The sequence below is a fragment of the Lentzea sp. NPDC051838 genome (assembly GCF_040681245.1).
Lineage (GTDB): Bacteria > Actinomycetota > Actinomycetes > Mycobacteriales > Pseudonocardiaceae > Lentzea.
The window spans coordinates 1-18754 of the sequence record NZ_JBFAYI010000037.1; the positions used below are offsets into that span (position 1 = coordinate 1).

Genomic DNA, 18754 nt, shown 5'->3' on the forward strand with positions numbered 1-18754 from the left:
TGTCAAGCGGGCGAAAAGCGTGCCCGCTTGACACCTCCTCCTGGACGCGGCCAACGATCAGGCACGACTCGTGACGGGGCCCGCCGGAGCGCACGGAAAGGCAAGCTCGGCTTCGCCATCGCCCTCAGGCAGCTCGCCTTCGGCGTCGCCAAGGCAACTCGGCTTCGCCATCGCCACTGCAGCTCGGCTTCGCCATCGCCTTGCTCGCCTTCGGCCTTGCGACGTGAGTTGCCCTCGCCTACGCCCCTGCCCGTGGCCCCACTTTCGCTCCCGTCCTCGCCTTCGCCTTTGCCTCCGGTCCGCCTTTGCCTCTGCACTCAGCCCGCCCTTGCCTGCCCCCTGCGTGCTATGGCGGAGGCGTGTGAGCAGGGGCACGGCGTGAGGGCTTCTGAAGCGCGTCAGAAGGGTCGTAAAATCGTTCCGGTTGCTAACTAGTCTTTCAAGGGGAGCCGTGAACACCAGCCGTGCCATGACCGCGCTCGCGCTTGGCGGGTTCGGGATCGGGACCACCGAGTTCGCGACGATGGGGTTGTTGCCGCAGATTGCGGAGACGTTCGGGATTCCGGACTACGAGGCTGGGCACGCGATCAGCCTTTATGCGGCTGGGGTGGTGGTTGGGGCGCCGTTGATCGCGGTGCTCGGGGCCAAGTTGCCTCGCAAGGGGATGCTCATCGGGCTGATGCTCGCGGTGGCGTTGGGGAACGGGCTGTCGGCTGCTGCTCAGGACAAGACGCTGTTGTTGGTGGCTCGGTTTGTGGCTGGGTTGCCGCACGGGGCGTTCTTCGGGATTGCGGCTGTGGTGGCGGCTACGTTGGTGGCGCCGGAGCGGCGGGGGACGGCTGTTGCTCGGGTGATGGTCGGGCTGACGGTGGCGAACCTGGTTGGGGTGCCGTTGGCCACTGCGGCTGGGCAGCAGATCGGGTGGCGGACGGCTTACCTCGCGGTGGCGGTGATCGCGGTGGTCACTGCTGTGGCGATTGCTGCTTGGGTGCCTCGGGTGCCCAAGGTCGAGGGCGCGTCCATGAAGGGCGAGGTTCGGGCGTTCGGGCGGCCCACGGTGTGGTTTGCGATCTTCACCGGGATGATCGGCTTTGGTGGCATGTTCGCGGTGTACTCGTATGTTGCGCCGTTGACTACCGAGGTTGCCGGGCTGGACGCGACTGTGGTGCCGTGGATGTTGGCGGTGTTCGGGTTGGGGATGACGCTCGGGGCCACGTTCGGCGGGCGGTTCGTGGACCGGTCGGCTATGGGGTCGGTGTTCGGCGGGCTGGTTGCGGTGTGCCTGATCCTGGTGCTGTTCGGGCTTACGGCGACGGTTCCCGTGTTCCTGTTCGTGAACCTGTTCCTGCTCGGGTTCGTGGTGCAGATCTTGGCTGCGGCACTGCAGATTCGGTTGATGGACGCGTCGCCGGACGCGCCGTCGCTGGCTTCGTCGTCGAACCACTCGTCGCTCAACGTCGCCAACGGTGCTGGGGCGTGGCTCGGTGGGCTCGCGATCGCGGCGGGCTGGGGGTATACGAGCACGGCTTGGGTTGGTGTGGGGCTTTCGTTGGCCGGGTTGGCGATCGCGGGCGCGTCGGTGGTTTACGAGCGCCGGGCTTTCAAGCGGGAGACTACGAACCAGGCGATGGCGATGGCCAGCGCGACCAGCACCGCGGTCGAGACCCAGCCCAGGTAACGGTCGATCAGTGCGTAGTTCTCGCCCAGGAAGTAGCCGGCGAGGATCAGCGCGGAGTTCCAGGCGAGGCTGCCCGCCGCGGTGTAGAGGGTGAAGCGGGTCAGGGGCATGCCGGAGACGCCTGCTGGGATGGAGATCAGGCTGCGCACCACCGGGACCATTCGGCCGACGAACACCGCTGCGTTGCCGTGCTTGTCGAACCACGCGTCGGCTTTGTCCACATCGGACGCGGAGACGAACGGCAGGCGGCGTAGGCGGGCAAGGCCCAGCCAGGCGCCCAGGAAGTACAGGACGAGCGCGCCGCTGACCGAACCCAGAGTCGTCCACGCGATCGCGGCGACGAGCGAGATCTTGCCCTGAGCGGCCGTGAAGCCCGCCAGCGGCAGGATCACCTCGCTCGGTACCGGTGGGAAGACGTTCTCCAGGGCTACTGCGAGGCCCGCCCCCGGTGAGCCCAGTGCCTCCATCAGGCGAGTGATCCACTCCATGTCCTGATTTACCCGTTTTGCCCTGCACTTCAACCCGCGGGTGGAGACGGATCTCCACCCTGGCTACGGCGCCGGGACCAGGTGCTGACCTGCGCGGATCCTTAGCGTTGAGGCCATGACAGGGACTGTGGAGATTGTGCTGATCGCCGCCGCCGTCATCTACGTGATGGGGCGCCGGTTGATGGGGGAGCCCGCGGTGGGCAAGCGGCTGCTCCTGCTCCCGGCGGTGCTCGGGCTCATCGGGTTGACGCAGACTTCGGTGCACTCGGTGGCCGCGATCGGGTTTCTTGTGGCCAGTGCGGTGCTCAGCGTCGTGTTCGGGGTGCTGCGCGGCGTGACGATCCGGACGTACGAGCAGAACGGCATCGTGATGCTGCGGTACACGGCCATGACGATCGTGCTGTGGGTGGCCAGCATCGCCGCGCGGCTCGCCGCCGGGTTCGTGATGAACCTGATCGACCCCGGTGCGGTGCAGGCGGGCAACGGGCTGATGCTCGTGGTCGGTGCGGGGCTGCTCGCCGAGGGGCTGGTTGTGATGTCCAAGGCCGTGCGGGTGGGTGGGCAGGTCGTGTGGGCGAAGGGGCGCAGGGGTGAGGCTCACCGCACGTCGCCGTTCTTGGACTCGTGGCAGGAAAAGGTGCGCGGAACCCGGCATGATTCAGCTCGATGATGATGTTCGCTGACGGGTTGTTCCGGCCGCTGGTCGCGCTGGTGATCTCCGCGCTGACGGTGATCCACCTGATCGACCGGCCGCCGCACCTGCCCGTGCTGACCTGGACCCTGACCGTCGTGGCCATCGCCGCGGCGGTCGTGTCCGCGTTCGTGCTGGAGCGGTTGTCGGAACGCTGGGCGATTGCGGTGGTCACGGTGTTCGTGCTGGCCAGCGCGCCGATGTTCGCGCTGGCACCGGCCACCGCGGGGGTCGCGTTCGTGTTCCTCGCGACCAGCACCGCGGGGCGGCGCCTGCAGGACATGCGTCTGGCGGTCGGGCTGGCGGTCGTGGGGGCGCTGCTCGCGATGATCTCGACGTGGGTGGTGGTGACGCCCGACGGTCCGGAGTGGTGGCTGTGTCTCACGGCCGGGTTGCCGGTGTTCTTCGGGCTCATCCGCCGCGAGCGCGCCAACGCCCAGGTGGCCGCCGAGTACGCGGCGGCGTTGGAGGAACGCGGCCGGATCGCTCGCGAGATCCACGACGTCGTCGGGCATTCGTTGTCCGGTATCGCGGTGCAGCTGGACATGGCCGATGCCCTGCACGCGGCGGGGAAGTCCGACGAGGCCAACCAAGCCGTGCTGCGAGCGCGTGCGTTGGCGGTGTCCGGGCTGAAGGAGACGCGACGGGCCGTGCACGCGTTGAAGGATGCCGCGCTGCCGTTGCCGGAGTCGATCGCGAAGCTGGCGGAGAGCCACGGCGCGTCGTTCCGCGTGATCGGCGAGGACGCGGTGAGCGTGGAGATCGCGCAGGCCATCATCCGTGCGGCACAAGAAGCTCTGACCAACGCGCACAAGCACGCGCCGGGTGCGGAGGTGGACCTGGTGCTCGAGTACACGGCCACGACGATCAAGCTGACCGTGACGGACGACGGACCGGGCGGGGAACAGGGCAGCGGCATGGGCATCAACGGCATGCGTGAACGGGCGGCATTGCTCGGCGGGACGCTGTTCGCGGGTCCGGAAGGTCCGGGGTGGACGGTCAGGATGGAGCTGCCGCGATGATCAGGCTGTTGATCGTGGACGACCAGGCGGCGGTGCGCGACGGGCTCGCCGTCATGCTCGACCTCGACCCGGACGTCACGGTCGTCGGCACCGCGTCCAACGGCGAGGAAGCCCTTGCGGCGGTGGAGGAACTGACGCCCGAGGTCGTGCTGATGGACCTCAACATGCCGGTCATGGGTGGCGCCGAGGCCACCGGGAAACTCCGGGAGTCACACCCCGGACTGCCGGTCGTCGTGCTGACGACGTTCGACGACGACGACTCGATCCTGGCGGCGCTGAGGGCGGGTGCGCGCGGCTACCTGACCAAGGACGCGGACCGGGGCACGATCATCCAGGCCGTGCGCGGTGCTCACGCCGGCAACGCGATCCTGGATCCCGCCGTGCAGCTGCGGTTGCTGGACCTCGCGAGCCGCACGCCCGTGGAACAGCCCGGTGTCGACCTGACCGCCCGCGAGCGCGAGGTGCTCGACCTGATCGGCGAGGGCCTGCGCAACGGCGAGATCGCGCGCAGGTTGTTCATCAGCGAGGCGACCGTGAAGACGCACATCAACAACCTGTTCGCCAAGGCGGACCTGCACTCCCGCGCGGACGCGGTCAGGCTCGCCTTGGCGCTCAGGGGCTGAGCCTTCAGCCGCGCGGCTCCGGCCCGCACGACACGGTGTGCAGGGTGGCGTCGTTCGTCTGCACACCCCAGCTGCCGCGCGGCTGGCCGCAGCCGAACCACACCTGGCCGACCAGGTCGTCGTGCCGGTAGTCGTCGTAGTAGTTGATCACCACGAGCCGATCCGGCGTCGGGAACGGGATCGTCGGGATGGCGGCGGCCGGCGCGGCGGTCGCGGTCGCGAGGGCGGCGGTGAACAGAGTCGCCGCCAGGGCGCGCTTGAGCATCGGGCAGTCCTCTCCGATCAGGGGCATTCCACCTGAAAGGCGTTCCACCCGGTTCCACACTCGTTCCGCGGGACCGGAACGGGAACAGGGCATGAGGAATGATCGCGTTTCCACCTGAACTAATCCGATGAATCTTGTAAACGGCAGTCAAGTTGTGTCACTTTCGTTGACATCGCAGGTCGAGACCTCCTACCTTCGTCACCACAAGGACATCGCTTCGCCGCCCGATGTGCTCCCCCTGTCGTTACGCCGCCAGGAAGGACGCGCCGAACGATGGAATCGCGTATCACCCGCAGGGCAGCACTCACTGCAGCCGCCCTGATGCTCGTCACCGTCGGTCCAGCGGAGGCACTGGCTCCCGCGTGGAGCCCGAACCCCGGGACGGACGGGCTCAAGGCTTTCGAGGGCATCGAGGTCGACCGAGGCAACAAGTTCCCCGAGCGCAAGGGCAAGTACATCGTCGTCGAGGGCGACCACTACCGGTTCAACATCTGGAAGAACGACCGCGACACGACCGGTGGCGGTGACCGTCAGCGGACCGAGTCCAAGGGCATGGTCACCAACGGCGCCGCGCTCAAGATGAAGAACGGCGAGACGTGGGTCATCTCCTACGAGATGTACATGCCGTCGTCCTTGCACGGCACGAGCAAGTTCACGCACATCTTCCAGACCAAGACACCGTCGACCAACGGCGGCCCGTGGACCACCCTGTCGCTGGGCCGCAGCGGTAGCACCGAGACGATCAAGGCACGCGCGTTCAGCACGTCCGGCGCACCGGACATCGCCTCGGGCAACCTGGCCCCGTTGCGGGACAAGTGGGTCACCGTCGAGTGGACGATCACCCCGGGTTCCAGCGGCACGGTCGGCTTCGTGCTGCGCAACGGCTCGGGTGCGAGCGCGCCGATCGCGTTCCAGGGCAAGCGTTCCGGTGTGCGGATCCCGGACGAGGGCGACTACGTCCGGCCGAAGTGGGGCATCTACCGCTCGGTGCAGAGCGCCTCGTCGGACATCCTCGACACGTACATCAACTTCCGGAACTACACGGCCACGAAGAAGTGAAGTAACGGGTCGGGTGGCCCGCTGATCGCGTACAGGTCTACCGTTGATTGCCTTCTTCTCGATGGAGGTCGACGGTGCGAGGCGCGATCGCGGCGGGCCACCCGCTCACCGCACAGGCGGGCGCGGCGATGCTGCGCGCCGGAGGAAACGCCGTGGACGCGGCCGTCGCGGCGATGCTCACGTCGTGCGTGACGGAGCCGCTGCTCACCGGGCTCGGCGCGGCGGGCTACATGCTCATCGCCCCGGCTGGTGAAACCCCTGTGCTGCTGGACTTCTCGGCCGTGGCACCGGGTCGCGCGCCGCAGCCGAACCGGGCGGAGCTCGACCCCATCACCGTCCACTTCGGTGACGCCTCCCAGGAATTCCACGTGGGACCGTCATCCGTGGCCGCCTACGGCATGCCCGCCGGCGCGGCGAAAGCCGCCACCTACGGCCGGATTCCGCTCGAGGATCTTGCCGCCACGGCGGTGAAACACGCGCGCGAGGGCCACCGGGTCAACCGCTACCAGGCCTACGTCACCTCACTGCTGCTGCCGCTCGCGCACAGCGCGGGCCTCACCGCGTTCGAAGAAGGCGACCTCCTGGTGCAGCCCCAGGTCGCCGAAGCCCTGGAACGCCTGGGCAAGGACGGCGCGGCCCCGTTCTACACCGGCGACATCGCGGCAGCCATCGCCGACGAGATCACGCGGAACGGCGGCGACCTCAGCCGGGAAGACCTGAAGGCCTACGAAGTCGCACTGAGAGAACCGCTGCACGTGCGCCATCGCGGCCGTGACATCCACACGAACCCACCACCCGCGGCGGGCGGTGCGTTGCTCACGCAGATGCTGGAAGCGTTGCCGGACAACCCTTCGCAGCGGGATCTGATCCGCGCGATGGCCGCCCCGAAGACCCACCTGAACCGACTCGGTTCCACCACGCACATCTCGGTGCTCGACGCCGACGGCACGGCCTGCTCGGTCACCACGACGAACGGCGCGGGCTCCGGCATCTCGATCGCGGGCGTGCACCTGAACAACATGATGGGGGAGGAGGACCTGTCGCCCGACGGGTTCTTCAGCCACGCGCCCGGCGACCGGCTGCCGTCGATGATGTCGCCGACCGTCGTGACGAACCACGGCCGCGCGGAGCTCGTGCTCGGCAGCGCGGGCTCGAGCCGGATCTGCGGCGCGATCCTGCAGGTGCTCGTGAACGTCCTCGACCGCGGAATGCCCGCCCAGGACGCCGTCGACGCACCCCGTCTGCACCTCGGTGGAGATCATCTTCACGTCGAACCGGGAATTCGCCCGGAAACCGAGCTCCCGGTCACGCGATTCCGCGCTCCGAACATGTTCTTCGGCGGTTGCCAGGTGGTCGAGATGACCGGATCTGGCCTGCTCAGGGGTGGTGGAGATCACCGTCGCGACGGTGCTGTCGTGATCGTGTGAGACATTGCCCGCATAATGGGATAATTAGTTTCCTGATTGACCGGTCAACAAGCACGATGAGGGCGTGACGGCACTCAGCGAGAGAACCTCCTCGCCGCTACTTTCCCGAACGTTCCTCCAACTCTCCGTCATCAGCGTCGTCTGCGGCGTGTCGATGGCCTTCGCGATGCCGTTCGGCTCGCTGTTCCTGACCTCCGAGATCAAGGTCTCGCCGCTCCAGCTCAGCGTGTTCCTGATCGCGAGCCCGCTCGCGTCCGTGGTCGCCAGCACGATCATGGGCAAGCTCTCGGACGGCCGCGTCCAGCGCCGGTACATGCTCGTCGCGGGCGGTGTCGCCGGCGCGATCGGCTACGGCCTGTTCGCCGTGCTGCGCGACTACTGGCTCCTGCTCGGCACTTCCGTGGTCTTCGTGGCGATCACGTCGTCGTTGTTGCCACAGCTCTTCGCGTACGGCCGCCAGGTCTCACAAGGACCGTCGATGGTCGTCAGCATCCTGCGCACCCTGCTCTCGGTCGCCTGGGTCGCCGGCCCGCCGCTGGCCGCGCTGGTCGTCTCGACCATCGGCTGGGTGGGCCTGTTCGGTGCCTCGGCCGCCCTTCAGCTGGGTGTCGCGGTGCTCGCGATCCTGTTGCCAGTGCCCGAAGCAGAGCCCGAAGCGCCCGTGGTCGAGGAGGTCGGGCATTCGCGCGCCGGGTTCTCGTTCGTCGTCGCCGCCTTCACGTTCCTGCAGGGTTCCGTGGCGCTCGCGGTCAGCGGTCTGCCGTTGTTCGTGACGACGAACCTCCAGGGCACGGCGGGCGACGCCGGTCTCGCGATGGGGCTCTGCGCGGCGCTCGAGATCCCGATGATGCTGTGGTTCGGCTCGTTGGCGAACCGCATGTCCCAGCACAAGCTCGTCGTCATCGGTGCCGCGATCTCGTTGAGCTACCACGGTTTGATGGTGTTCGCGCACGCCGTCTGGCAGGTGATGGCGTTGCAGCTGCTGCACGCCACCGTCATCTCGTTGATCATGGGTGTCGGCATCACGTACTTCCAGAGCCTCGACCCCGAACGGCCGGGGCACGCCACCACGATGTTCAGCAACACCCAGATCGTCGGCGGCATGGTCGCGGGCGCGCTGCTCGGCGTGGCGGCGCAGTTCGGCTATCGCTGGGTCTACGGGTTCAGTCTCACGATGTGCGTGCTGGGGCTGGTGTTGCTGCTCGTCGCGGGCAAGGTCAGGGCAGCCGCGGAACCACGGCTTTCGCCAGCTCGGTAGCACCGGGGCACAACGTCGTGCCCTCGGCGAGCTTCTCCTCGGAGAGGATCACGCGAACCACCTCGATCCGCTCGTCGGCGCCTTCCCTGGCCACGCGATGCCGGATCTTCACCTGGCACACGCCCTCGTCGGACTCCGGGTCCAGGTAGGCGAGCTTGCCGCCGCCCACGTCGATGACGGTGCCGTCCTCGGAGTCGAACGGCGACTGGCGGCTGAACTCGATCTGGACCTGCCGCGGGTCGTAGTCCCAGCCACAGCCCCAGAACCCCAGCTCGTTCCACGGGTACGGGGTCGCCGCGGACTTCAGCCGCGGCTCCAGGTCCTCCGGTTCGAGCAGGCTGCACGCGTCGACGTTCGCGAGAGAGTCCTGGGGCCATGGCTCCCTGCGTCGCGGGATCCGGCTTTCCGTGAGCACCGCGTGCGCGCGCTCGCCCGCCACCTGGCCGATGTCGCACAACGGACGACCCGGACCGCCCTTGACGTCGATCTGCAGGCTGTTGCCGTCGACCAGCACGATCGACTTCGTGCAGACCTTCTCCGCGGACGCGGTCTGGGTGATCGCGCCGAGCGTCCCGGTCGTCTTCGTGGCGCCGTACTGGTTGAACTGCTTCACGAAGTAGTCGACCACCACACCGTCGTCACCACCGTAGGAGAGCCAGCTGGTGCACCCGTTGATCCAGTAGGAGTTCAGGGCGCTGGTGTCGACGTGGTTCGGGTTGAAGCGCTGGAGGTCGTCCTTGCTCGCGGTCAGCCCGCACACGTCCATCGTGCGGGGATCGCCGACGGTTCCGGCCACCGGCAGCCGCGAGTAGATCACCGCGCCGGCCACGACGACGGCGACGAGCGCGACGGCACCGAACACGAACACCTTGCGGCGCCTGGGATTCGGCAGCTTCAGCCCCTCCAGCAACGCGCGGACGTTCTCGGTCGCCGGCCGGTCCTGCGGGTTGCGCCGCAACAGCTGGGCGAGCAGCTCGCCGAACGGGCCGGAGCGCTGGGGCGCCGTGATGTCGTAGGCCTTGGCACGGCGGAGCTGTTCCGCGGATCCGGCGTCCGGGGATCCCCACGGCGAGGTGCCCTCCACGGCCGCGAACAGCGTGGCGCCCAACGCGAACACGTCGGAGGCCGGCCGCGCCTCGTGCCCGTCCGCGACCTCGGGCGCGAGGTAGGCGGCGGTTCCGGCCACGTCACCACCGCCGACGCGGGTCTGCTCGGCCCACCGCGAGATGCCGAAGTCGCTGAGCTTCGCCACGTCGTTGTCGGTGACGAGAACGTTGCCGGGCTTGACGTCCCGGTGGACCATGCCCTTCGCGTGCATGGCGGCCAGCGCGTCCGCGAGCTGCGCGCCGATCTTCGCGGCCCGCCGCGGGCTGATCGGGCCGTCCGCCTCGATGATCTCCGCCAGCGACCGCGACGGCAGGTACTCCATCACCAGCCACTGGTCGGCGCCGTCGTCGACCGTGCCGTGGACGGTGATCACGTTCGGGTGGCTGAGCTCGCCGCCGATGCGCGCCTCGTGCCCGGCGTCGCCTTCTCTGGGCCGCTTGAGCGCGACCGTCTCCTGCAGCTGGAGGTCGGTCGCCCGCCAGACCTCTCCCATGCCGCCCGCGCCGAGGTGCTCTTCGAGCCGGTACCTGTCCGCGATGGTGCGTCCAACCACGAACCTGGATCTTAGGGACAGGTCCCGGAGCGATGAGGGCACACTGCGAAGAATGTACGAAAGCCTCGCACGCCAAGTGCCGCAGACCGTGCCCGGCGGAATAGTCGCGCTGGCCGTGACTGGACGGGTGAACAGCGCACCCGTCGACGGCCACACCGTGGTGTTCGGGCGCAACCGGCCCGAGGTCGACATCTGTGTGGGGGAGAGCGACCTTCGGGTGTCACGGCGGCATGGCGCGCTGACGTGCCGTGAGGGTGCTTGGTGGGTGAGCAACCTCGGGCAACTGCCGATCCGGTTGCCGAAGTCGCGGTGGCTGTTCCCGGACGAGGACGCGGTGCCGTTGAACGACGGCTACACGCCGCTGTTCATCCGAGGCACGCGCGACCGTGAGCACCTGCTGGAGCTGTACGTGGCCGGACCGGACGGTGGTCAGCCCGCGGTGCCGCACGGGGCCGTGACCGAGCCACCGCGCCGTTGGCGGCTCACCGACGACGAACGGCTGCTGCTCGTCGTGCTCGGTCAGCGCTACCTCATGCACGAGGCGAACCCTCAACCGTTGGCCCGCCAGCACGTCGCCGAGGTGATGGCCGAGCTGCGGCCGGACGAGGCGTGGAGCCACAAGAAGGTCGAGCACATGGTCGCGGCCGTGCGCTCGCGGCTGTCGCGTGACGGCGTCGCGGGGCTCGTCCGGGAAGAGGTCGGCGAGCCCGTCGGCAACGCGTTGAACGACAACCTCATGCGGGAGCTCGTGCTGTCGACGACGCTCGTGCCACCGGATCTGGCGTTGATCGATGCGTTGTCATGACGTTAGATAGGCGAACGAAGCACCTTCTTGTTGTGCCACAACATGAGCGTCGCTCGCAGGTGATCTGTATCGGTTGCGAAACTACAAAACGCCGTGAGATCACCGCGTTCCGCAGGTGTCGCCAAAACGTAATCCGGAAGTCGGTGCAAGATCAGGATTTCCGGGCCTGGCGCGAGCGTTGCGCGCAGGTGCGAGACGGCTCTCGGAACGGCGTGGAACGGCACCGCGCGTCGATCAACTTCTCGACCGCGACAACGCGGTTGTGCTGCAACAACAACGTCGCTAACGCTGTTCGCGGATGGGTGCCGCGCAACGACTTCGAGTGTCCTCTGTGCACCGAGTCTCATGCCCCGCTTCCCTGACTCACGAGTCAGGATTCCGAGGGTCCGTGGAGGCCGGTTTTGTGACGGAACGTATACAGAGCAGGCTCATGATCTACACAGCGTGCTGTTAATTGAGCTCAAACGACACGTTCGTGAAAGAACCACGCGTTCGAGTGGTCCTGAGCTACTGGCACACTGCGCTCCGTGCAATCCCAGTTCCCCGACGAACCGACCGAGCGCCATCTCGCGCCGGACCCAGCGTTGATGGAGGCTGCCCGCGCCAGGGGCCGCGAACGCTGGGCCTCGGCCGGTGATCTGCCGGTGCAGGAGGAAAATCCGGCGCCGAGCCGTCAGCTCAAGCCGCGTGTCGCCGCGATCGCCCTGATCGCCGCGCTGCTGCTCCTGGGCGGCATCGCGATCGTCACGTTCAACAGCGGATCCGGTGACGCGGACCCGAACATCGCGCAGCCCTCGCACAGCTACATCCCCGGCTTGATCACGCCGCCGGAGGAGCTGTCGGAGACGCCGTCCCTCGGGCAGTCCGGGAGCATGAACCCCACGCTCGCCTCGTCGGTGCTGGGCCTGGTCCCGCCGACGACCCAGCCCGGCACGCCGCCGCCGGGCAACAACGACGGCAACCGGGCTCCCGCAGGCGCGAAGTCGCTGACCATGGGACCGGGCTGTGGTGGGTACTCGAGCGTCGGCTCGTACCGCGACGGCCGCAAGGGCTGGGTGGACCACGGCGACGGCAAGTGCGGTTCGGCGTTCGTGTCGATCCCGATGTCCGGCGACTCGCGCAAGGACGACGCCTCCGCCTACGGGATGTGGACGTTCACTGCGTCGGGCTCGTGCGACGTCTCGGTGTTCATCCCGAACGGCAACCTGGAGGAGGTCGGGGGTAACCCGACCGTGTACTACGTCTTCGACCGCAACGGCGTCGGCGGCACCCCGATGGCGTCGTTCGCGATCAAGCAGGTCGACAAGCGCGGACAGTGGGTCTCCGCCGGGAAGTTCAAGGCCAGCGGAAACCTGACCGTGCAGCTTCTCACCCGAGGTCAGGACTGGAACAACTCCGGACCTACCTACGCCCATCACGCCGCTTCGGCCATCAAGGCAGACTGCACTGCGTGAGAGATCTTCATCTGGTCCGGCACGGAGAAGCGACGAAGGACGAGTCGAGGCTGACCGCACGCGGCCGCAAGCAGTCCGAACTGCTCGCGGAACGGTTGCGGGGCAAGGGTTTCGCGGCGGTGCACCACGGTCCGTTGCCACGCGCGGTGGAAACGGCGTCGATCATCGCCGAGGTGCTGAAGGTGCCCTGCCGAGCCGAGGCCGCAGCGGACGACTTCGTGCCGCACTTCGTCCCCGACCACGACGAGTTCTTCGACCAGTTCCCGGAGTCGGAGCGCACCCGCGGCCCGGCGCTGGCGCACGAGGCGGAGACGCGGTTCGCCCGGCCCGGTGACGGACCGGTGCTCGTCGTGACGCACGCGTTCCTGATCAGCTGGCTGGTGCGGGACGCGCTGGACGCCCCGCCCGAGCAGTGGCTGACTTTGAACAACGACAACGCGGCGCTGACCGTCATCCGCTACGACGCGGGCAAGTCACCCGCGCTGGTGCGGTTCAACGACGCGGGGCACCTCAGCTCGCTTTGAGCGTGAGGAGCGTGATCTCGCTGGGAGCGAAGACGCGCATCGGCGGGCCCCAGAAGCCGGCGCCGCGGCTGGTGTAGAGCTGGGTGCGGTCGCTGTGCCTGCTGAGGCCGGCGACCACCGGCTGCTGCAGCCGCACCAGGTAGTGGAACGGCCAGATCTGCCCGCCGTGCGTGTGCCCGGACAGTTGCAGGTCGACGCCCGCCGCGACGGCCTTCTTGATCTCCGACGGCTGGTGGGCGAGCAGCACGACCGGGTCGCTGCCGTGGGTGCCGCTCAGCGCTGTCGTGAGGTCGGCGGAGTGGCCGGGCTCGCCGGAGTGGTCGGCGGTGATGTCGTCGATGCCCGCGAACACCAGGCGGGCGTCGCCGCGCTCGATCGCCACGTGCTCGTTGTGCAGCGCCTTCCAGCCCAGGCGGGTCATGAGGTCGATCCAGCCCTGGGCGTTGGAGTAGTACTCGTGGTTGCCCGTGATGTAGAAGCGGTGCTTCGTGTTGACGTCGCCGAGCGGCGTGGCCTGCTCCAGGCGCTGGTCGGCGGTGCCGTCCGCGATGTCACCGACGTGCACGGCGACGTCGGCGTTCAGGTCGTTGACCGCGTCGACCATGCCGCGCGACCACTTGGCGCGGTTGATGGCGCCGTAGTGGGTGTCGGTGATGACCGCGACGGTCAGACCGTCGAACGCCGGGTCGAGGCGCGGGATGGTGACGTCCTGGCGCTTGATCCGTGGCACGCGCATGGCCTCGTAGACGCCGTACGCCGTGATGGCGACGATCAGGATCGCCAGCAGAACCGCGATGAAGCGGGAGCGGAACGGGTTCTCGACGCCGCCCAGAACGAGTGCGAGGCGCACCACGTCGGTGATCAGTGTCCAGACGAACGCGATCCACACGAAGCCGAGCAGGAACTGGGAGATGCGCGCGGCCCGGTCACTGCCTCGCTGCGTGAAGAGCACGATCATGGAGATGGCCGCTGCGACGAAGACGACGGCGGCGATCGGGCGGACCGGCTCCGGCCACTCGGCGCTCGCGGCGAACAGGCCCTCGAACGGGACCCAGAACAGCAGTGTCGTGACGCTCAGGAGGACGAGCGTGAAGACCACCCGCCGTACCGTGATGCGGGGCCGGGTCGCGGTGGTCGTCATCGCTCATCCTCCTGAAAGGTCTTACATCTAATTTATGTCAACGCACGGATGAGGGTTTGCTCGCCCGAGTTGCCGTTGACGTCCGTCACACGTGTTTTGAGGGAAATCGGGCCGGGTTTCACTGACAGCAGAACTCCGCGGTCTCCGAACAGCACGTAGGACGCCGGTTTCCACGTCTTTCCGTCGTCGTAGGACACGTCCACGGTGAGCTTCTTGGTTCGGCCGGCCGTGGTCGTCTTGTCGAGGCGGAACGGGATGCTGCCGCCGTCGCGGTCGTCGAACCTCACCGCGGTGAGGGGGAGCGGGCCTTCTTTTGCGTCGAACTCCCAGGCCGCCTGAACGGTCTTGGTGGTGGCTTCGAGGCGGTAGCGGGCCTTGCCCGGTGGAACCTGGAACGTGCCGCCGTCGGGGTGGTTGATGCCGTTGACGAGCTTGCCGTCGCGGGTGAGCTCGGTGCGGCCCTCGACGCCCTGGTCGCCCGCGAAGCCGTAGTGGCCCGGGGTCGAGTCGGACAGCAGTGCGGTGTTCGCCGTGATGATGTTGCCGTTGCGGCGCATGGTGGTGGAGGAGACGGACGGGCCGTACGCGCCGTGGCTCCACTTCTCGTCGTAGGTCTTGCCGTTGGTGAGCTGGCGCCAGGTCTGCGCCTGCAGCACTGCCTGGTCCTGGACCTGCCCCGACCACCATTCGATCTCGCCGGTCGAGTGGTAGTAGGTCGTGTGCTTGCCGGGGAACGTGAGGCCTTCGGCCGCGTCGCCCGGTGGTGGCGTGGAGAGCGGGTGTTCGGTGAAGGTGATCCACTCGCCCGGTGCCTCCGGTTTGCCGACGGTGGCCGTGGTCCTGGCCAGGTCGGCGTCCTTGACGTCGGGGAACGTCGCGGTGAGGGCGTTCTCCGAGCTGGCCGCGATGGCGCACATGTTCGTGTCACAGGTGCTGCCCTTGGCGTTGCGGACGAACTGCACGCCGGTGTAGATCATGCCGTTCGCGCTGCCGGGCGCCACATAAACCTCGGTGCCCTGGCTGGCGAACGCCGATCCGTTCGCTGTGCCGAGGCTGGTGCCGATGTTCCCGGTTCCCTTGGCGCCGTTGACCGTGGCTTCGAGCTTGTCTCCCCGGCGGGCGTCGAGCGTGACTTCGGCGCCGTCCGGGCCGACCGTGACGTCTTGCGCGACAAGGGTTTGCGAGGGTTCCCACGGCGGGCGGCCCTCGATCGGGCTCGGCACCCAGGAGAAGACGGTGTAGCGGCCCTGCGGGACTTCACCTTGCAGCGCGTGGCCGTTGCCGATGCCGCCCGCGTACATCTTCTTGTTGGTGTGGTTGGCCATCGCGATCAGGAAGCCGTAGCCGCCGGTGCCGTTCGGGGCGCCGTCGCGGGCGATCGACTGCACCTTGATCCTGCCGGTGGCTTCGGTCTTCTGCTGGGTGGAGATCGCCGTGCGGAGGACGTTGTTGTTGTCTCGCGCGATGATCACGTCACCGGCGCCGGGTGTGGTGGCCTTGAACGTCGCCGTCGCCGTGCCCTTCGCCGGGACCTCGACGGTGGTGTGGTCGGCTTCGACGTTGGCGGGCTTGGAGATCGTGAGCTTGATCTTCTGCGCGCTGTCGTTGCGGTAGGTGACGGTTCCGGTGCCGAGCTTGAGGGTCGCGGGCTCGGCGGTGAGCTGGGTTTTCGTTGCCCTGTCGAGGTTCGCGACGCCGGTGCCGCCTTCGAACGTCGTCGCGTTGATCGCGTCCGCGGTGTTGGTGAGCGCTGCTTTGAGACGGGAGGGGGACCAGTCGGGGTGCTGCCCGGCCAGGATCGCCGCCGCGCCCGTGACGTGCGGGGTGGCCATCGAGGTGCCGCTCGCGACGGTGTGTCGGTCGTTGATCGGATAGCCCATGTCGGTGCCCGCTGCTCGTGCCGCCGCGATGGCGTATCCGGGTGCGCTGATCTCCGGCTTCACGGCGCCGTCGATGCGCGGCCCGCGGCTGGAGAAGTAGCTGAGCTGGTTGTCCTTCGTGACGCTCGCGACCGCCAGTGCCGCGTCCGCCGCTGCTGGGCTTGAGACCGACTCGGTGCGCCCTTCGTTGCCCGCCGCGACAACGAAAAGCATGTTGTACTTGGCGCTCAACGTGTTCAGCTCCTGGCTGAGCTCGTCGGTGCCGTCGGTCGCCTCGCCGCCGAGGCTGAGGTTGACGATCTTCGCGCCCTGCTCGGCCGCCCACCGCATGCCCGCGATGATCGCGGACTCCTCGCAGCCGTACGGCTCGCACACCTTGCCGATCAACAGATCCGCGTCCGGTGCCACGCCCGGTTCCGGTCCCTTGCCCGCGACGATGCCGGCGACGTGCGTGCCGTGGCCGACCACGTCGGTGACATCGTTGTCCTCGGTGAAGGATTTGGTGGCTTTGAGGCGGCCTGCGAGGTCCGGGTGGTTCTGGTCGACGCCGGTGTCGAGGATCGCGACCTTCACGCCTTTCGCGGTGAGCCCGCGCTGCCAGGCCTTCGGTGCCTTGATCTGCGGGGTGCTCTGGGCGTCGAACGGCGTGAAGACCCGGTCGGGGCTGATCTTCGCGATGCCGGGCAGCGAGCTCGCCTGGTTCGGAGCTTGTGGGTTGAGCTGCTGCCACATGGTGTCCGTGAGCTTCGCGGACGTGATGCGCTGGTCGGTGTAGCGGATGAGGAGCTTGCGCGGTGGGCTGGTGACGTCGAACAGCTTCTTGTCCAGCACGCCGTTGAGGACGAGCTGCTGCGCGTCGAACGGGATGACCGACACCCGGCCCTCGTCCACCCGCTGCAGGAACGGCATCCGCTCGCGTCCCGGCGCGGGCTTGATGACCACGGCGGGCGGTTTGCCCTGCTGTGTGACGACGTTCACGCGGTCGCCGGTGATGAGGACGGTCCCAGTTTGCGTTGGAGAGGCAACCGCCGACGGCACCACGAGTCCTGATATCAAGACCGCGGCCACCGCCGGCGCCGACCTGCTTAACGTTTTCATGCAGGTCACGCTTCCGGCGTTCCGCGTTCCGGAACAAGAGCCGGAACGGCCACAACCGTTGACCGACGTCCAGATCCGCCGACATAGAGTAGGGCCCATGATCTTCTACACCGACGAGGAGAGCCGCACGCTGCGCACCGCCGTGTACGGCGCGATGCTGCTGGTCTCCCACGCCGACCCCGGCCCCGTGCTGGAGGAGCGGTTCGCCGGCCTGCGTGCCCTGACCAACCTGGGCCCCGACCTGCGCGCCGTGATGGGCGCGGCCCGCCCGTCCGTCCCCGCGGGCACCGACGAGGAGATCGAGCCGGTCGTCCTCGAGGCCCTGCGCCGCTCGATGAAGATCCTGTCCGCCCGCTCGCCGGAGGACGCCGCGTCGTTCCCGCGCGCCGTGCTGGCGATCTGCCGCGAGGTCGCCGAGGCCGACGGTGTCGTCGTCGACTCCGAGGACGCGATGGTGGCCCGCATCGAGGGCGCGCTCGTCGTCTAGCTCATGTCTTTGGAGGAACGCCTCGACGGGCTCGCGCTGCCGCCCGGTGAGGTCGTGCACGGCGACGGCGGGTCGACGCTGTGGGTGAGCCACGGCCCGGCCACGCCCGACCTGTGGGTGTCGATCGCCGCGTCGAAGCCAGGGCTGTGGCCGCTGGTGCTGGGCCAGGACGGGCCGTGGGAGAACGGCGAGCTCGTGGGTGCCGAGCCGGGTCAGCACGACCCGGCCGTGCTGCTGCCGAAGTGGTGGTACGAGTACGTCGAGGAAGACGAGGACGACGACGTCACCGCGCCGTTCGGCCGCGACTGGCCCGGCTTCGCGCCCGCGCTGCCGTTCAGCGGAGATCCGGACGGAGTGGCGTTCGCGCTGGTGTCGAGCCTGCTCGGGGGCGATCCCCGGATGAGGCTCGGGCTGGTGGCGGCGGACCGGGGTGCCGACGCGCTGGCCGAGATGGGCTGGTCAGGCCCCGCGAACTACGTCGGAGACATGGGCGAGGTCGTCGCCGTCATCCGCGACTGGGAGGAACGGTTCGGCGCGCGCGTTGTGGGCGTGCAGGGCCACGACACGTTGCATCTGAGCGTGGCCGCACCGCCGCAGACGCACGACGACGCGCTGTTGGTGGCCGCTGAGCACTTCGCGTTGTGCCCGGACAACATCTGGTCGTCGTTGGACGCGCCCACGCTGGACGCCTACGCGGCGCGGCTCGTCGGACAGGATGCGTGGGCGTTCTGGTGGGATTAACCTCCGTTGATGAGCGTGGATGTGCGGCCTGAGGTCGTCGTGCGGAAGCCGCGGGCCGAGGTCGCGGCGTACATGTTCGATCCCGCCAACGATGTCTCCTGGACGGGCGGGATCACGTCGTCGCGGCCTGACCAGCCCGGCTTGCTGGTCGAGGGCTCGACGGTGGTGCGCACCGCGAAGTTCCTGGGGCGCACGTTCGACTACGGCTACGTGGTGACGGCGCACGAACCCGACCGGCTCGTGGAGATGAAGGTCGAGAAGCCGTTCCCCATGGTCGTCCGGTACGAGCTGTCTGATGTTGATGAGGGGACCAACGTCGCCATCCGGGCTGTCGGCTCGCCCGGTGGGTTCTTCTCGGTGGCGGAACCGCTGATGAGGTGGCAGGTGCGGCGCAGTATCGCCGCGGATCTCGGGCGTCTCAAGAGGAACGTCGAGGCCGTCCACTGAGCGGAC

The 18754-nt window shown here is 68.2% G+C and carries 18 protein-coding genes; 13 read left to right on the forward strand and 5 right to left on the reverse strand.

All coding sequences use genetic code 11. The annotated features are described in order from the left end of the window. Nucleotides 1-451: 451 nt before the first annotated feature. Entirely contained in the window at nt 452-1678 is a 1227-nt protein-coding gene (locus AB0M24_RS41930) for an MFS transporter (RefSeq protein ID WP_363779666.1), read from the forward strand. On the opposite strand, the gene AB0M24_RS41935 is transcribed toward AB0M24_RS41930, so the two are convergent. Then, complete coding sequence (locus AB0M24_RS41935) at nt 1585-2166, reverse strand: DedA family protein (protein ID WP_363779669.1); 582 nt, start codon at nt 2164-2166, stop codon at nt 1585-1587. The genes AB0M24_RS41930 and AB0M24_RS41935 overlap by 94 nt on opposite strands. Before the next feature lie 115 nt (nt 2167-2281). Between AB0M24_RS41935 and AB0M24_RS41940 the strand changes: the two genes are divergently transcribed. The 3 genes from AB0M24_RS41940 to AB0M24_RS41950 are packed head-to-tail and all read left to right on the forward strand — an operon-like array spanning nt 2282 to nt 4502. Beyond that, nucleotides 2282-2836, forward strand: a complete 555-nt coding sequence (locus AB0M24_RS41940) for a DUF1453 domain-containing protein (protein ID WP_363779671.1) — start codon at nt 2282-2284, stop codon at nt 2834-2836. Further along, nucleotides 2833-3879, forward strand: coding sequence for a histidine kinase (locus AB0M24_RS41945; RefSeq protein ID WP_363779673.1), 1047 nt, complete (start codon nt 2833-2835; stop codon nt 3877-3879). Before AB0M24_RS41940 ends, AB0M24_RS41945 begins: the two co-directional genes overlap by 4 nt. Then, the gene (locus AB0M24_RS41950; protein ID WP_363779675.1) at nt 3876-4502 is read left to right on the forward strand and encodes a response regulator transcription factor; all 627 of its coding nucleotides are present in this window, start codon (nt 3876-3878) and stop codon (nt 4500-4502) included. The genes AB0M24_RS41945 and AB0M24_RS41950 overlap by 4 nt, the downstream gene beginning before the upstream one ends. A 4-nt stretch (nt 4503-4506) precedes the next feature. On the opposite strand, the gene AB0M24_RS41955 is transcribed toward AB0M24_RS41950, so the two are convergent. After that, nucleotides 4507-4794, reverse strand: coding sequence for a DUF6289 family protein (locus AB0M24_RS41955; protein ID WP_363779676.1), 288 nt, complete (start codon nt 4792-4794; stop codon nt 4507-4509). Nucleotides 4795-5040: 246 nt separating this feature from the next. On the opposite strand from AB0M24_RS41955, the gene AB0M24_RS41960 reads away from it, so the two are divergent. From AB0M24_RS41960 to AB0M24_RS41970, 3 genes are all read left to right on the forward strand, one after another. After that, nucleotides 5041-5826: a hypothetical protein gene (locus AB0M24_RS41960; RefSeq protein ID WP_363779678.1), complete on the forward strand. Its 786-nt coding sequence runs from the start codon at nt 5041-5043 to the stop codon at nt 5824-5826. Nucleotides 5827-5900: 74 nt separating this feature from the next. Further along, on the forward strand, nt 5901-7253 hold the full coding sequence (locus AB0M24_RS41965) for a gamma-glutamyltransferase (RefSeq protein ID WP_363779680.1): 1353 nt from the start codon (nt 5901-5903) through the stop codon (nt 7251-7253). 64 nt (nt 7254-7317) lie between these two features. After that, nucleotides 7318-8511, forward strand: coding sequence for a sugar efflux transporter (locus AB0M24_RS41970; protein WP_363779682.1), 1194 nt, complete (start codon nt 7318-7320; stop codon nt 8509-8511). Here AB0M24_RS41970 and AB0M24_RS41975 read toward each other — a convergent pair. Further along, nucleotides 8471-10171 (reverse strand): serine/threonine-protein kinase, encoded by a 1701-nt coding sequence (locus AB0M24_RS41975; RefSeq protein ID WP_363779684.1) that lies wholly within the window; start codon nt 10169-10171, stop codon nt 8471-8473. The two genes, AB0M24_RS41970 and AB0M24_RS41975, sit on opposite strands and share 41 nt — an antisense overlap. Before the next feature lie 52 nt (nt 10172-10223). Between AB0M24_RS41975 and AB0M24_RS41980 the strand changes: the two genes are divergently transcribed. The 3 genes from AB0M24_RS41980 (at nt 10224) to AB0M24_RS41990 (ending at nt 12954) form a co-directional block, all read left to right on the forward strand. Continuing rightward, the gene (locus tag AB0M24_RS41980) at nt 10224-10976 is read left to right on the forward strand and encodes an FHA domain-containing protein (RefSeq protein ID WP_363779686.1); all 753 of its coding nucleotides are present in this window, start codon (nt 10224-10226) and stop codon (nt 10974-10976) included. Between the two features lie 527 nt (nt 10977-11503). After that, nucleotides 11504-12430, forward strand: coding sequence for a hypothetical protein (locus AB0M24_RS41985; RefSeq protein WP_363779688.1), 927 nt, complete (start codon nt 11504-11506; stop codon nt 12428-12430). Next, on the forward strand, nt 12427-12954 hold the full coding sequence (locus AB0M24_RS41990; RefSeq protein WP_363779690.1) for a histidine phosphatase family protein: 528 nt from the start codon (nt 12427-12429) through the stop codon (nt 12952-12954). Before AB0M24_RS41985 ends, AB0M24_RS41990 begins: the two co-directional genes overlap by 4 nt. On the opposite strand, the gene AB0M24_RS41995 is transcribed toward AB0M24_RS41990, so the two are convergent. Beyond that, nucleotides 12941-14095, reverse strand: a complete 1155-nt coding sequence (locus tag AB0M24_RS41995) for a metallophosphoesterase (protein ID WP_363779692.1) — start codon at nt 14093-14095, stop codon at nt 12941-12943. The two genes, AB0M24_RS41990 and AB0M24_RS41995, sit on opposite strands and share 14 nt — an antisense overlap. A gap of 32 nt (nt 14096-14127) precedes the next feature. Further along, nucleotides 14128-16953, reverse strand: a complete 2826-nt coding sequence (locus tag AB0M24_RS42000) for a S8 family serine peptidase (RefSeq protein ID WP_363779694.1) — start codon at nt 16951-16953, stop codon at nt 14128-14130. 217 nt (nt 16954-17170) lie between these two features. On the opposite strand from AB0M24_RS42000, the gene AB0M24_RS42005 reads away from it, so the two are divergent. The 3 genes from AB0M24_RS42005 to AB0M24_RS42015 are packed head-to-tail and all read left to right on the forward strand — an operon-like array spanning nt 17171 to nt 18748. Beyond that, entirely contained in the window at nt 17171-17560 is a 390-nt protein-coding gene (locus tag AB0M24_RS42005) for a hypothetical protein (protein ID WP_363779696.1), read from the forward strand. A 3-nt stretch (nt 17561-17563) separates the two neighbouring features. Next, nucleotides 17564-18301 carry a DUF4253 domain-containing protein gene (locus AB0M24_RS42010; protein WP_363779698.1) on the forward strand — a complete coding sequence of 246 codons (738 nt, stop codon included), beginning with the start codon at nt 17564-17566 and terminating at the stop codon, nt 18299-18301. A 9-nt stretch (nt 18302-18310) separates the two neighbouring features. Beyond that, nucleotides 18311-18748, forward strand: a complete 438-nt coding sequence (locus AB0M24_RS42015; RefSeq protein ID WP_363779700.1) for an SRPBCC family protein — start codon at nt 18311-18313, stop codon at nt 18746-18748. Nucleotides 18749-18754 lie beyond the last annotated feature (6 nt).